Here is a 13,276-nt window from a genome sequence, read left to right as displayed (position 1 = left end):
AAAGACCGTGCCGCATGCGCCGCTTGATGGGACCAAAAATAGGCGGCATACTGATCTTATTGTCACGGCAGGACGGGCTTGAAGAGATGGGCTGGCTGCGCGCAGCGTCATTCGACGATCTGAAGGAAGGCGGTGTCATCGGCGTCGATGTCGCCGGCACAGCGGTCGCCCTCTATCTGCTCGATGGCGTGGTGTATGCCACCCACAATATCTGCACCCACCAGTTCGCCTTCCTGTCGGAGGGCTATGTCGAGGATGGCTGCATCGAATGCCCGCTGCATCAGGGCCAGTTCGATATCCGCACCGGCAAGGCACAATGCGCCCCGGTCACCGGACGGCTCGCCACCTATCAGGTGAAGCGCGAGGGCGACGACATCTTCGTCGATCTGGAGGCGCCCGCCGTTGAAGTTGAGGCACCGAAGGCAGGGCTGTCACAGGATCACCGGAGTTTCGTCATTATCGGCGGCGGTCAGGCCGGCTGCCGCACGGCGCAGCATCTGCGCGGCGAGGGCTTCACCGGCCGTATCGTCATGATCGCGGAGGAGGGGCATCGCCCCTACGAACGGCCGCCGCTGTCCAAGGAGGTGCTGCTGGGCAAGGCCGGTGCCGCCGATTGCGCCGTGCTGAAGCCGGCCGAGTTCGATGTGCTAGACGTCGATCTGCGCACCGGTACGCGCGCCAGCACCATCGACCGCAAGGCGAAATCGGTGACGCTCTCGACCGGCGAGACGTTGCCCTATGATCGGTTGCTGATTGCCACCGGTGCGCGGGCGCGGACGCTGCCAGACGGAAGCGGCGATGGCGTGCTCTATCTGCGCACGCTGGAGGACGCACAGGCCATCGGTACGGCCCTGTCGCGGGCGCGCAGCCTGGCGCTGATCGGCGGCGGCTTCATCGGGCTGGAGATTGCCTCGGTCGCGCGCGAGAAGGGGCTGGACGTCACGGTGATCGAGCGTGAGCCGGCGCTGATGTCGCGCATCCTGCCGCCGGCGCTGGGGCAAGCTTTCCAGAAGCTGGCCGAATCGAAGGGCGTTGCCTTTCGGCTGGACACGAAGATCGAGGCGATCCGCCGCAACGGTGCGGGGACGACGCTGGCCTTCGCCGATGGCGGCGATCTGACCGCCGATCTAGTCGTCGCCGGCATCGGCGCCATCGCCAATACGGAGCTGGCGGAACAGGCCGGCCTGTCCGTGCAATCGGGCGGCATCGTTATCGACACGGCCTGCCGCACCTCGGATGCCGATATCTTCGCGGCGGGTGATTGCGCGCTCTATCCCGAAGCGGTTGCCGGTGCGCGTATCCGCCTGGAAAGCTGGGCCAATGCGGAGGCACAGGGCCGCGCCGCCGCGCGCGCCATGCTGGGAAAGCCGGCGGAGAAGCCGCCCTTGCCCTGGTTCTGGACCGAGCAGTTTGGCCTCAATATCCAGATGGCCGGCATTCCGCAGGCCGGCGACCGGGTGGCGGTGCAGGGCGGGATCGGCCAGCCGGAATCGGTCTATCTGACAGAGCGCGACGGTGCCATCGCCAGCGCCATCATCTTCGGCGATGCGGAGACCTTCCGCATTGCGCGGCGGCGGTTGGAGACCGGGGCTGATGTCGCCGAGGGTCTGCGGGGATTGCGCTGGCTGGACCAGCAGGAGGAGGAGAGTTCCATGGGCTATGAACGTGCGCTGGAGAGCCTGCCGGAGCAGGCTGCCCCTCAGGCGAAGCAGTTTGTCTGGCCGGCCGAAGGCCTGAACCGCGTGCCCGACTGGGTCTATACCGACGATCATATCTACGGGCTGGAGGTCGAGAAGATCTTCAAGGGCCGCACCTGGAACTATGTCGGGCTGGAAGCCGAAATTCCCAATCCGGGCGACTTCACCCGCTCCTTCGTCGGTCCGGTGCCGGTGGTGGTGTCACGCGACGAGGAAGGCGGCATCAATGTCTTCGAGAATCGCTGCTCGCACCGCGCTGCCGAGTTCTGCCGCGAACTGCGCGGCAATGTGCAGGAATTCGTCTGCCCTTATCATCAATGGTCCTATGACCTTAAGGGCAATCTGGCGGGTGTCCCGTTCCGCCGCGGCGTCGATGGCAAGGGCGGCATGCCGGCGGATTTCGACCCCGCCGACCATCATCCGCGTAAGCTTTCCGTCACCACGCGCGGCGGGGTGATCTTCGCCTCCTATGCCGAGGATATGGAGCCGTTCGACGTCTATCTCGGGCCGGAAATGACGCGCGAATTCGACGCCACCTTCGATGGCCGCAAGCTGGTGGTGCTGGGCTATTACCGCAACACGCTGCCGGGCAACTGGAAGCTCTATCACGAGAATCTGAAGGACCCGTATCACGCGACGCTGCTGCACACCTTCCTGGTCACCTTCGGGCTGCTGGTTGCCGGCAACAAGTCGCAGATGCTGTGCGATGCCAGCGGACGGCACGGCGCCATGTGCTCCGCCAAGTCGGACGGCAAGAATGTGAGCGCCGACGCCAAGAAGGAGATGCGCGCCTACAAGGAAGGCATGCAGCTGGAAGAGCCGCGCTTCATGGATTTCGTGCCGGAGTTCGATTCGCCCTGGTCGGTCACCATGTCCACCATCTGGCCGAACCTGATCGTGCAGCGCGAGATGAACACGCTGGGCGTGCGCCATATCGTGCCGGAAGGGCCGAACCAGTTCACCATGATCTGGACCATGTTCGGCTTCGAGGGCGATGACGAGGAGATGACCCGTCACCGGCTGCGCCAGGGCAATCTGATGGGGCCGGCCGGCTTCCTGGGGCTGGAGGATAATGAGGCGATGAAGTTCGTGCAGGACGGCATGAAGCATGTGCCGGGCGGCGAGCATCTGGTGGCGCTCGACCCCGGCACGGCGACCGGAACCGCCGACACGCTGATTTCGGAATCCGCGATCCGCGCCATGTACAAGCACTGGCGCGATGTCATCGGGGTTTGAGGAGCAACGACATGACCGTGACTTCGCTGAAAAACCCCGCCGCGTCTGACGCGCTGATCGACCGGCTGCTGTTGCGCCAGGAGATCGAGGAGTTCAACGCCGCCTATGCGGATGTGCTGGATAATGGCCCGCTCTCGGACTGGCCGGAGCTGTTTGCGGAGGATGCGCTCTACGTCATCACCGCGCGGGAGAATTTTGCCAGCGGCCTGCCGGTCGGGCTGATCTATTGCGAGGGCAAGGGCATGCTGCGCGACCGCATCTTCGCCATCGAGAAGACGGCGATGTTCGCGCCGCGCTACATGCGGCATTTCATTTCGAATTGCCGGGTGGTCGAGACCCGCGCGAACGGCGAGATCGTCGCCACATCGAACTACATCCTGCTGCAGACGCTGTTCGACCGGCCGGAGCCGACACTGCATCAGATCGGCACCTATTACGATGTGTTCGTGCGGACCGGCGGCGCGCTGAAGCTGAAGGAACGCCGCACGGTGTACGACAATCTGCTGATCGACAATTCGGTTGTCTATCCGGTGTGAGGTCACAATTTCTTACTTCGTCACCCTCGGGCTTGACCCGAGGGTCCAGAGCGACGGTGCCGTTCGCTGGATGGGCGGATCAAGTCCGACCATGACGAAACAGAAAGTATATCTATATTCCTGGCTTTAGCCCTCAGCTCGGCCGGAAAATCGTGCGGCCCAGATGGTTGTTGCCGTCCACAAGCCGCATCAGCATGGTGACGAAGGCGTTACGCTCCTCCGGCCGCAGCGGCTCCATCAGCTTCATCTGGGCGCGCTGCATCGCCTCGTACATTTCCCCGGTGATCTTCTCGCCCTCGGTCGTAAGCCGCCACAGCACCATACGGCGGTCGGTCTTGCTGCGCTCGCGCGCGACGAGCCCGCGCTTGGCCAGCCGGTTCAGCACATCGGCCACATTGGTGCGGTCGATGCCGAGTTCGCGGCCCAGCGAGTTCTGGTCCATGTCGGGATTCTGCGCCAGCGTGGTCAGCAGCCCGTACTGCACCGGCGTGATGTCGAAGGCAGCGCATTCCTCGAAGAACAGTGCGTAATGGATCTGGTGCAGCCGGCGTACGAGATAGCCCGGCCGCGCCCAGAGCGGCATGCGCGACATGATGAGGCTGTCCTCATTGCCCTCGGCCTGCGGCGCCTCTGATGCCAGTTTCTTTTCGACCGCCATGCGGTTTCTCCCGATAGGCGGCATTCCATTGGAATTTCCGATGCCGCATTACTTGCCTTGAGACTGATTCTTGGGTCCGATAATGCGGTCTAATCCTTGGTTTGGCTATTCAAAAAGCCGCCTGCGGCGCTTCGCCGCTCGATTGACAGGCCCCTGGATAAAAGTCAGCATACCGCATAATCAGAAGAGACAGGCAGGTGACGGATGGCGGCTTCAACGGTTGAGGGAGAGGGGATCGGCGCCCGTGTCCGCCGCAAGGAGGATGCCCGCCACCTGATGGGGCGTGGGCGGTTTGTCGGCGATATCCAGCTGCCGGGGATGCTGGAGGTCGCCTTCCTGCGCAGCCCCGTCGCGCATGCCCGACTCCGTAGCCTCGCCAAGCCGCAGGGGCGAGAGGATCAGGTGTTCTTCTGGTCCGACATGGCAGGCGTCCAGCCCATCGTCACCCGGTCCAGCCTGCCGGGCTACAAGCTGTCCTCCTATTATCCGCTGGCGCATGAGAAGGTGCGCTATGTCGGCGAGGGCATTGCCCTGTGCGTTGCCCCCAGCCGGGCCGAGGCGGAGGATCTGGCGGAGCTGGTCTCCGTCGATTTCGACGAACTGCCGGCGGTGACCGAAAGCGAACTGGGCAAGGCGAAGGATGCCCCGCTGGTGCATGAGGAGTGGGGCGACAATCTCTGCCTCGTCACCGATTTCGACAGCGGTATCGAGGAGGTGGCGAAGACCGCCCCGGTGAAGGTGGTGCGGGAATACAAAACCGCCCGGCAATGCATGCACCCGATGGAGGGCAAGGGCCTGGTCGCCTACTGGGATTTTCAGGCCGACCAGCTGGTCGTCATCACCTCGACCCAGGTGCCGCACCTGATCCGCACCGGCCTGTCGGAGTGTCTGGGGCTCGACCAGTCGCGTGTGCGTGTGAGCCCGCCCGATGTCGGCGGCGGCTTCGGCTATAAATGCCTGCTGCAGCCGGAGGAGGTAGCCGTCGCCTGGCTCGCCATGACCCGCAAGGGCGCCTATCGCTGGGTCGAGGACCGGCGCGAGCATCTGGTGGCCGGGGCCAATGCCCGCCAGCATCACTACAAGGTCACCGCCTATGCTGACGAGCGCGGCCGGCTGCTGGGGCTGGATGCGGAGATCAATGTCGATATCGGCGCCTATTCGGTCTGGCCCTTCTCGGCCTGTCTGGAGGCGGCGCAGGCCGGGGGCAATCTGCCGGGGCCCTACGATTTCCGGGCCTATCGGGCACGGACCTATTCGGTGGCGACCAACAAGCCGCCCTTTGCGCCCTATCGCGGCGTGGCACGGCCCGGCGTGTGCTTCGCCATCGAGCTGACCATCGACGCGATTGCCCGCGCCGTCGGGCGGGAGCCGGTGGATGTGCGGGCCGAGAATCTGGTGCAGGCGGCGCAGATGCCCTACACCAACGTCACCAACAAGCATTACGATTCCGGCGATTATCCCGGCAGCCTGGCCAAGGCGCGGGAGATGATCGCGCTGGACGCCATCCGCGAACGCCAGAAGGGGCGGGAGCCGGACGGCCGGCGTATCGGCGTCGGCTTCGCCACCTATACCGAGCAGTCGGCGCATGGCACCAAGGTGTTCGCCGCCTGGGGGTTGCCGCTGGTGCCGGGGTTCGAGCAGGCGACGGTGAAGCTGCTGGCCGACGGCACGCTGGAGGTCCGTGCCGGCATCCACACCATCGGGCAGGGGCTGGAAACCACGCTGGCGCAGGTCGCCAACCAGGCGCTCGGCATCCCCCTGAAGGATATCGCGGTGAAGCTGGGCGATACCGCCAGCACGCCCTATTCGACCGGCGCCTATGCCTCGCGCGGCATTGTCATGGCCGGCGGTGCGGTGTCGAAATCGGCGACCGAGCTGGCCGGCCGGGTGAAGCGGCTGGCCGCGCATCTGCTGCAATGCAAGCCGGAGGATGTGGCGTTCCGCGATGGCCGCATCCATGCCGGGGAGGCCAGCCTGTCCTTCGCCGATGTCGGCAAGGCCTGGTATCTGAGGCCCGAGACGCTACCGGACGATATCGACACCAACGGGCTGGAAGTCACGCAGGGCTATAAGCCGGATGTCGACAGCGGCGTGTTCTCCTATGCCACGCATGCGGCGCTGGTCGCGCTCGATGCCGAGACCGGCATGGTCGACATCCTGGATTATGTGATCGTTGAGGATTGCGGGCAGATGGTGAACCCGATGATCGTCGAGGGCCAGGCCTATGGCGGGGCGGCGCAGGGCATCGGCACGGCTTTGTTCGAGGAAAGCCCCTATGATTCCGCCGGCCAGCCTTTGGCTTCGACGCTGATCGATTACCTGCTGCCCGGCCCGACCGAGCTGCCCGGCTTCCGCATCGGCCATATGGAGACGCTGTCGCCCTATTCGGCGCATGGCATCAAGGGCGTGGGCGAGGGCGGGGCCATTGCGCCTGCCGGGGCCATCGTGAACGCGATCAACGATGCGCTGAAGGAATATGGGGCGGAGATCGGCCAGATACCGGCCACGCCGGAGCGCATCCTCGACGCCATCTTCGCCGCGCAAACCAAGCAGGCCGCCGAATGAAACCTGCCGCCTTCGACTATACCAAGCCCGCCGATCTGTCCGCCGCTCTCAGCGCCCTGTCGGACGAGGCCAAGCCCATCGCCGGCGGTCAGTCGCTGACGCCGATGCTGAATCTGCGCCTCGCGCGGCCGGCGTCGCTGGTCGATATCCGCCGCCAGCCGGATTTGCTCGCGGTGTCCGAGACTCCCGACGCCATCCGTTACGGTGCTGCTCTGCCGCATGCGGCCTTCGAGGATGGCGCGGTGCCGGACGGCACGAACGGGATGCTGCGCCATGTCGCGGGCGGTATCGCCTACCGCGCGGTGCGCAACCGCGGTACCATCGGCGGCAGCCTCGCCCATGCCGACCCGGCGGCGGACTGGGTGTCCACGCTGATGGCGCTGGATGCGCGGGTGATCGTGCGGGGGAAGAAGGGCGAGACCGCCTGGCCGGTCGAACGCTTCATGCTTGGCGGTTTCACGACAATATTGCAGCCGGGCGAGCTGATCACCGGCGTGTCGGTGCCGCGCCTGTCCGCCTCGGCGCGCTGGGGCTATTACAAGATCTGCCGCAAGACGGGTGAATTCGCCAAGGCCACCGGTGCCGTGGTCAGCGACCCGGAACGCGGCGTGTTCCGGCTGGTGTGCGGCGCGGTCGAGGTCACGCCGCTGCTGCTGGAGGCGTGCGACGCCGAAGCCGCCGCCGCCGAGATCGATGAGCGCCTGTCGGATCGGCCACCTTCGGCGCGGCAGCTGCACAGGATCGCTGTCCGCCGCGCCCTTGAAGCCCTTGCGGAGGCTCAGCAATGACCGCGCACCCCATCGAGCTGACCGTCAATGGCCGCAAGGTCAGCGGACAGGCGGAACCGCGCACCCATCTGGCGGATTTCCTGCGCGGCGAACTCGGCCTGACCGGCACGCATCTGGGCTGCGAGCAGGGTGTGTGCGGCGCCTGCACCGTGCTGGTCGATGGCATGCCGCAGCGCTCCTGCCTGACCTTCGCGGTATCCTGCAATGGCGACGACATCCGCACGGTCGAGGGCTTCGACGGTGACGCGGTGATGGCGGAACTGCGCGAGGCCTTCGCCGCGCATCATGCGCTGCAGTGCGGCTACTGCACGCCGGGCATGCTGGTGACGGCACGCGACATCGTCACCCGGCTGGGCGATGTGGATGAGGAGACGATCCGGCGGGAACTGTCGGGGAATATCTGCCGCTGTACCGGCTATGTCGGCATCGTCGGGGCGATACGGCAGGTGGCGAAGGGCCGCCAGCCGCAGCCGCAGAACTGGTCCTTCGAGGCGCGCGCGGAAACGGCTGCCGCTTCTGTTGCTGTCGAGTCAGCGCCAGTTGCGCCGGCAGCCGCACCGATGGATTTCAGCACCTCTGGCGACGGGTTCTCCGTTCTGACGCAGCAGGTGACGGTGCCGGCGCCTGCCGATCAGGTCTGGGCGGCGCTGGGTGACATCCGCCGCATGGCCGCCTGCCTGCCCGGCGCATCAGTCGATACGGTGGAAGGCGGCCGCGTGACCGGTTCGCTGACTGTCAGCTTCGGGCCGATCAAGGCCAGCTTCGCCGGCGAGGGCGAGGTCGCCCGCGACGACTCATCCCGCACCGGTACGGTGAAGGGCAGGGGGCGCGACGCCAAAGGCGGTTCCTCGGCCGCGGGTGAGATCGCCTACACGGTGCTGGCGGAGGGCGAGGGCACGCGCATCGATGTCACGGTGCGCTACAAGCTGACCGGCCCGCTGGCGCAGTTCGGCCGCTCCGCGCTTGTCACCGACTTCGCGCGGCGCATGACCGAGACTTTCGCCGCTAACCTTACCGCCATGCTGACCGGCGGCGAGGCCCAGGCACCCGCAAAGGCGGAGCTGAACCTCGCCAGCCTGATCTGGCAGGTGTTGCGTGACCGACTGCGCCGTCTGTTTGGCGGTTAGGCGGCCTTAGCCGCCTGAATCGCCTGCCAGACCCGGAACGGCGTTGCCGGCATGTCAATGTGCCTGATCCCGTAGGGCGACAGCGCATCGACGATGGCGTTCATGATTGACGGCATGGAGCCGGCACAGCCGGCCTCGCCGCAGCCCTTCGCACCCAGCGGGTTCGTCGTCGCCGGCACCGAATGATAGGCCTGCACGATGTCCGGCATGTTGTCGGCGCGCGGCATGGCGTAATCCATGAAGGAGCCGTTCAGCAACTGACCGCCCTCATCATAGATCGTGGTTTCCATCAGGATTTGGCCGAGCCCCTGCGCCACGCCGCCATGCACCTGGCCTTCGACCAGCATGGGGTTCACCACCGTGCCGAAATCGTTGATGGCGGTGTATTTCACTACCTCGACCACGCCGGTTTCCGGGTCGATCTCGACTTCCGCGACATGGCAGCCATTGGGGAAGGCGGAGGGCGCCGCATCATAGATGTGGCTGACATCCAGACTGTCCGGCGCGCCACCCAGCGGGATTTCCTTGCGCTGCAGCCTGCCGGACAGCTCCATGATCGAGACGGAGCGGTCGGTGCCGGCGATGGTGAAGCGGCCATCGGCGAATTCGATATCCGCGGGGGCGGCCTCCAACGCCGCCGCGGCGATCTCCCGGCCCTTCTCGATGACCTTGTCGGCGGCTTCCAGAATGGCGGCCCCGCTGGCCATCAGCGACTTCGAGCCGCCGGTGCCGCCGCCGGCGATCAGCTGGTCGCTGTCGCCCTGCAGCAGGCCGATCTTCTCGAACGGGATGCCCAGCTTCTGCGCCAGCACCTGCGCGAAGGGCGTGGCGTGGCCCTGGCCGTAATCCATGGTGCCGGTGATGATGGTGACGCCGCCATCGGCCTCGAAGCGGATGCCGCCCATCTCCTTGGCCGGCGGGGCGGTGACTTCCAGATAGTCGCCGATGCCGATGCCGCGCAGCTTGCCGCGCTTTTCCGACTCGGCCTTGCGGGCGGCGAAGCCCTGCCAGTCGGAGACTTCCAGCGCCTTGTCCATCAGGGCGGTGAACTCGCCGCTGTCATAGCTGTTCCCGGAAGCCGCCTGATAGGGCATCTCGTCGGGCTGGATATGGTTCAGCCGGCGCAGTGCCAGCTTGTCCAGCCCCATCTCGGCGGCGGCGGTGTCGATCAGCCGTTCGACGAAATAGTTGGATTCCGGGCGGCCGGCCCCGCGATAGGCGCCGATCGGCGTGGTGTTGGTCAGCACGCAGCGGCTGTTCACCTCGATCAGCGGGAATTTGTACAGGCTGACCGAATTCTTCACGATGTTCATGCTGCCCGGCAGCGGCCCGACCGAGGAGATATAGGCGCCGAGATTGGCTGCCACGTCGATCTTCAGCGCCAGGAACCGGCCCTCCTTGTCAAGCGCCAGCGCCGCCGTCACCTGATGGTCGCGGCCATGCTGGTCCGACAGGAAGCTCTCGGAGCGGTCAGCGGTCCATTTCACCGGCCGGCCCAGTTCGCGCGCAGCGTACAGCACGCAGGGATATTCCGGATAGGCCGCCGCCTTCATGCCGAAGGAGCCGCCGACATTGCCAGTCAGGATACGCAGCTTCTCCGGTTCGACCTTCAGGATGTCGCGGGCGATCTGGTTGCGCAGAGGGAAGGCGCCCTGGCTGCCGGCATGCAGCGTCCATTTGCCGGCATCGGCATCGTATTCGGCGAGGGCCGAGCGCGGCTCCATCGCATTCACCACGACGCGCGTGTTCGCCATGTCCATGCGCACGACATGCGCTGCCGAGGCGAAGGCAGCCTCCACCTTGGCGCTGTCGCCATACTGGAAGTCCAGCGCCAGATTACCCGGCACTTCGTCATAGAGAACGGGTGCACCGACCTCCAGCGCCGCTTTGGCGTCAGTCACCGCCGGAAGCGAGTCGATATCGACATAGACGGATTCCGCTGCGTCGCGCGCCTGGGCTGGCGTCTCCGCCACCACGAAGGCCACCGGGTCGCCCAGATAGCGCACCTTGTCCATGGCCAGGGCCGGGCGCGGCGTCTGCTTGATGCCGCCGCCATCGCGCGAGGGGATGCTGACCAGGCATTTCAGCCCACCGAAGCCGGCGGCTTCCAGATCTTTGCCGGTATAGATGCCCAGCACGCCCGGCATGCTGCGGGCTTCTTCGGTATCGATGGACAGGATGGTGCCGTGCGCGTGCTGGCTGCGCACCATTACGGCATAGGCCTGGCCGGGCAGGCGGATATCGTCGCTGTAGCGACCTTCGCCGCGCAGCAGCTTCGGGTCTTCCTTGCGCTTCACGGAATGGCCGATAGCCACATCGTCCTGTCGGGTGCCGAGAGGCAGGTTCATGGTCCGTCTTCTCCCGATGGGGTTCTTCGATTTGGCGGCATGATAGACCGACAGGCAGGTCTTTCGTCACCCGCTAATGACGCCGCGCCGCATTGCATGGAACAGGAAGCTGGTTCTCAATTGCCCAGCCGCAAGGCCTTGACCCGGTTCGGCTTCGCCCTGGCGGTGTCCCAGCCCTCCACGGTCTCCGCCATAAGCAGCGAATTCAGGATGGCTTCCTCCGTCGCCTTGATGGCGGCGAGGAAGAGGGGAGAAATCTTGTCGTTCGGCAGGTCGAGGATCGGGCTGGCGGCGGCGCGGCGGTCTGGGGTGCGGCGCACCGCCTCTGCCGTGGAGAAGGCGATGGCATAGTCACCGGACCCGTTGCTGAGCGCCGCCCCGGTGCGGGCCAACCCGCCATGGCAGCGCATCGCCAGACGTCGCAGATTGCGGTCGGACAGCGGTGCATCGGTTGCCAGGATCATCATGATCGAGCCGTCAACATCGGCCTGCAGGGTTTTGAAATTCTTGACACTCTGCCCATCGAGTCGCAGATCGCCGCCATAGTTCGACTGCACCAGAACACCGACCGTGTAGCCGCCATCCTTGCCGGACAGCACGCGCGAGCTGGTGCCGATGCCGCCCTTGTGACCGAACGCGACAGTGCCCGCACCGGCACCCACGGCACCCTCGGCGACCGGGCCGTCCGAGGCGCTCTCAATGGCGTTTATCATCTGTTCCACGGTAGGGAAGGGCTGGCGGATATCGTTCAGACGGCTGTCATTGGTCTCCCCCACCATGGCATTCAGCGAGGCAACACGCTCATTGCCCTTCTGTGCCAGGGTCCAGCGGTTCACCGCTTCGATGGCGCGGCCGACCGCCAGCGTGTTGGTCAGCAGGATCGGCGTCTCGATCTCGCCGAGCTCGACCAGCTGTGTGGCGCCAGCCAGCTTGCCGTAGCCATTGAACACGGCGAGGCCCGCCGGCACCTTGTCCTGAAACGGATTGCCGCCATGCGGCAGGATCGCCGTCACGCCGGTGCGGATGCGCTCGCCCTCGCGCACCGTCACATGGCCGACGCGCACACCGGCGACGTCGGTGATGGCGTTCAGCGGACCAGTCGGCAGCGTGCCGGGGGCTATGCCGAGATCGCGGGCGCGGCGCGGATGGGTCATCGTCAGGGGTCTCCCGTAAAAGGCGGGAAACCATCGGTCAGGATCGGGCAAAAGAAAAGGGGGCTTTGCCCCCTTTGGTCTGTCCATGCCTGAAAGGCTCAGGCGCTTTTCAGGATGGCCGCAATCTCGTCCTTCAGGGCGAGGCGCTTCTTGCGCATTTCTTCCTCGACATCCTCGGAGACCGGCTCGATGCGTTCCTGCATGCGATGGATGGCACGGTTCACCTCATGATACTCATCGCTGAGACGTGCAAAATGCGCGCTTTCCTGCTTCAGCGTATGCATCTTCTCCTTGTATTCCGGGAATTCCTCGGCGAGTTCGTGCGGAACGTGAGACATTCATGACTCCAGGCATTTCGTTTGGCCATTACTGGCGACGGAACCAGCCTAGCGCCCGCCGGATGCGGCACCATGATCTATGTCAAACCGGCAGGATCAAACTCCGGGAAAGACGATCTCCCGCGCGAAGTCCCGGAACACAGGCCGGGCGAACAGATAGCCCTGGAAATGACGCACACCCATCTCCCGCAGCGTCGCATATTCCTCCGGCGTCTCGATGCCCTCGGCGATGACCATGATGTCCAGCTCGCGGCAGACCGTCAGGATGCCGGCCACGATGGAGCGGCGCACCCGGTCGCTGTCGATGTTTCGGGTCAGCGCCATGTCGAGCTTGATGATGTCGGGCTGGAAGTCGGCCAGCAGATTCAGGCCGGAATAGCCGGCGCCGAAATCGTCAATTGCGGTCAGCAGGCCGAATTCCTTGTAGGCACGGATGATGGCGACAAGCTTGTCGTGTTCGACAACCTGCTCGCCTTCCGTAACCTCAAAGATAATCCGATCGAGCGGCAGGCCGACTTTCCGGGCGGTTTCCACCGTCATGCGGATGCAGGCCGTCGGCTGGTACACGGCGTTGGGCAGGAAGTTGATCGACAGGCGCTGTTTCGGCCCCAGACCAAGCTGGGCTGCCAGCTCGATGGCCTTCACCCGGCATTGCTGGTCGAACCAGTAGCGGTTTTTCTCGGTGACCTGGCCCAGAATCTTTCCTGCCGACTCGCCATTCATGCCGCGCACCAACGCCTCATGCGCATAGATCTCCTCATGGCTGGCATCCAGGATCGGCTGGAAGGCCATGGTGAAATCGAACGAATCTTCAGGCTGCGTTTTGCAG

At 65.2% G+C, this 13,276-nt stretch carries 10 protein-coding genes; 5 read left to right on the top strand and 5 right to left on the bottom strand.

What is annotated here, in order from left to right; genetic code table 11:
• Positions 1 to 26 precede the first annotated feature (26 nt).
• Both P24_RS19830 and P24_RS13350 read left to right on the top strand, forming a co-directional pair.
• Complete coding sequence (locus tag P24_RS19830) at positions 27 to 2,933, top strand: FAD-dependent oxidoreductase (RefSeq protein WP_192813247.1); 2,907 nt, start codon at positions 27 to 29, stop codon at positions 2,931 to 2,933.
• An 11-nt stretch (positions 2,934 to 2,944) separates the two neighbouring features.
• Positions 2,945 to 3,469 (top strand): aromatic-ring-hydroxylating dioxygenase subunit beta, encoded by a 525-nt coding sequence (locus P24_RS13350; RefSeq protein ID WP_008945263.1) that lies wholly within the window; start codon positions 2,945 to 2,947, stop codon positions 3,467 to 3,469.
• 133 nt (positions 3,470 to 3,602) lie between these two features.
• Here P24_RS13350 and P24_RS13345 read toward each other — a convergent pair whose 3' ends face one another.
• Entirely contained in the window at positions 3,603 to 4,127 is a 525-nt protein-coding gene (locus P24_RS13345; protein WP_008945262.1) for a MarR family winged helix-turn-helix transcriptional regulator, read from the bottom strand.
• A gap of 204 nt (positions 4,128 to 4,331) precedes the next feature.
• Here P24_RS13345 and P24_RS13340 point away from each other — a divergent pair, with 204 nt between their 5' ends.
• The 3 genes from P24_RS13340 to P24_RS20670 are packed head-to-tail and all read left to right on the top strand — an operon-like array spanning position 4,332 to position 8,607.
• Positions 4,332 to 6,692: a xanthine dehydrogenase family protein molybdopterin-binding subunit gene (locus tag P24_RS13340; protein ID WP_040707729.1), complete on the top strand. Its 2,361-nt coding sequence runs from the start codon at positions 4,332 to 4,334 to the stop codon at positions 6,690 to 6,692.
• Positions 6,689 to 7,480: an FAD binding domain-containing protein gene (locus P24_RS13335; RefSeq protein WP_008945260.1), complete on the top strand. Its 792-nt coding sequence runs from the start codon at positions 6,689 to 6,691 to the stop codon at positions 7,478 to 7,480. The genes P24_RS13340 and P24_RS13335 overlap by 4 nt, the downstream gene beginning before the upstream one ends.
• On the top strand, positions 7,477 to 8,607 hold the full coding sequence (locus tag P24_RS20670; RefSeq protein ID WP_008945259.1) for a xanthine dehydrogenase family Fe-S subunit: 1,131 nt from the start codon (positions 7,477 to 7,479) through the stop codon (positions 8,605 to 8,607). The genes P24_RS13335 and P24_RS20670 overlap by 4 nt, the downstream gene beginning before the upstream one ends.
• Here P24_RS20670 and P24_RS13325 read toward each other — a convergent pair.
• The 4 genes from P24_RS13325 to P24_RS13310 form a co-directional block, all read right to left on the bottom strand.
• Positions 8,604 to 10,955, bottom strand: coding sequence for a xanthine dehydrogenase family protein molybdopterin-binding subunit (locus P24_RS13325; protein ID WP_008945258.1), 2,352 nt, complete (start codon positions 10,953 to 10,955; stop codon positions 8,604 to 8,606). The two genes, P24_RS20670 and P24_RS13325, sit on opposite strands and share 4 nt — an antisense overlap.
• 116 nt (positions 10,956 to 11,071) lie before the next feature.
• On the bottom strand, positions 11,072 to 12,109 hold the full coding sequence (locus P24_RS13320) for a P1 family peptidase (RefSeq protein WP_008945257.1): 1,038 nt from the start codon (positions 12,107 to 12,109) through the stop codon (positions 11,072 to 11,074).
• Between the two features lie 98 nt (positions 12,110 to 12,207).
• On the bottom strand, positions 12,208 to 12,447 hold the full coding sequence (locus P24_RS13315; protein ID WP_008945256.1) for a YdcH family protein: 240 nt from the start codon (positions 12,445 to 12,447) through the stop codon (positions 12,208 to 12,210).
• A 96-nt stretch (positions 12,448 to 12,543) separates the two neighbouring features.
• Positions 12,544 to 13,239: an EAL domain-containing protein gene (locus P24_RS13310; RefSeq protein ID WP_008945255.1), complete on the bottom strand. Its 696-nt coding sequence runs from the start codon at positions 13,237 to 13,239 to the stop codon at positions 12,544 to 12,546.
• Positions 13,240 to 13,276 lie beyond the last annotated feature (37 nt).

The organism is Oceanibaculum indicum P24, from assembly GCF_000299935.1.
GTDB lineage: Bacteria > Pseudomonadota > Alphaproteobacteria > Oceanibaculales > Oceanibaculaceae > Oceanibaculum > Oceanibaculum indicum.
The sequence above is the reverse complement of the archived record's forward strand: the minus strand, read 5'-3'. Positions and strand labels throughout refer to the sequence as shown.

Excerpts from the sequence above, each read along its gene's own strand:
- P24_RS13320 (WP_008945257.1), bottom strand. The coding sequence starts at position 12,109 with ATGACCCATCCGCGCCGCGCCCGCGATCTCGGCATAGCCCCCGGCACG.
- P24_RS13350 (WP_008945263.1), top strand. The coding sequence starts at position 2,945 with ATGACCGTGACTTCGCTGAAAAACCCCGCCGCGTCTGACGCGCTGATC.
- P24_RS13345 (WP_008945262.1), bottom strand. The coding sequence starts at position 4,127 with ATGGCGGTCGAAAAGAAACTGGCATCAGAGGCGCCGCAGGCCGAGGGC.
- P24_RS19830 (WP_192813247.1), top strand. The coding sequence starts at position 27 with ATGGGACCAAAAATAGGCGGCATACTGATCTTATTGTCACGGCAGGAC.
- P24_RS20670 (WP_008945259.1), top strand. The coding sequence starts at position 7,477 with ATGACCGCGCACCCCATCGAGCTGACCGTCAATGGCCGCAAGGTCAGC.
- P24_RS13340 (WP_040707729.1), top strand. The coding sequence starts at position 4,332 with ATGGCGGCTTCAACGGTTGAGGGAGAGGGGATCGGCGCCCGTGTCCGC.
- P24_RS13325 (WP_008945258.1), bottom strand. The coding sequence starts at position 10,955 with ATGAACCTGCCTCTCGGCACCCGACAGGACGATGTGGCTATCGGCCAT.
- P24_RS13335 (WP_008945260.1), top strand. The coding sequence starts at position 6,689 with ATGAAACCTGCCGCCTTCGACTATACCAAGCCCGCCGATCTGTCCGCC.
- P24_RS13310 (WP_008945255.1), bottom strand. The coding sequence starts at position 13,239 with ATGGCCTTCCAGCCGATCCTGGATGCCAGCCATGAGGAGATCTATGCG.
- P24_RS13315 (WP_008945256.1), bottom strand. The coding sequence starts at position 12,447 with ATGTCTCACGTTCCGCACGAACTCGCCGAGGAATTCCCGGAATACAAG.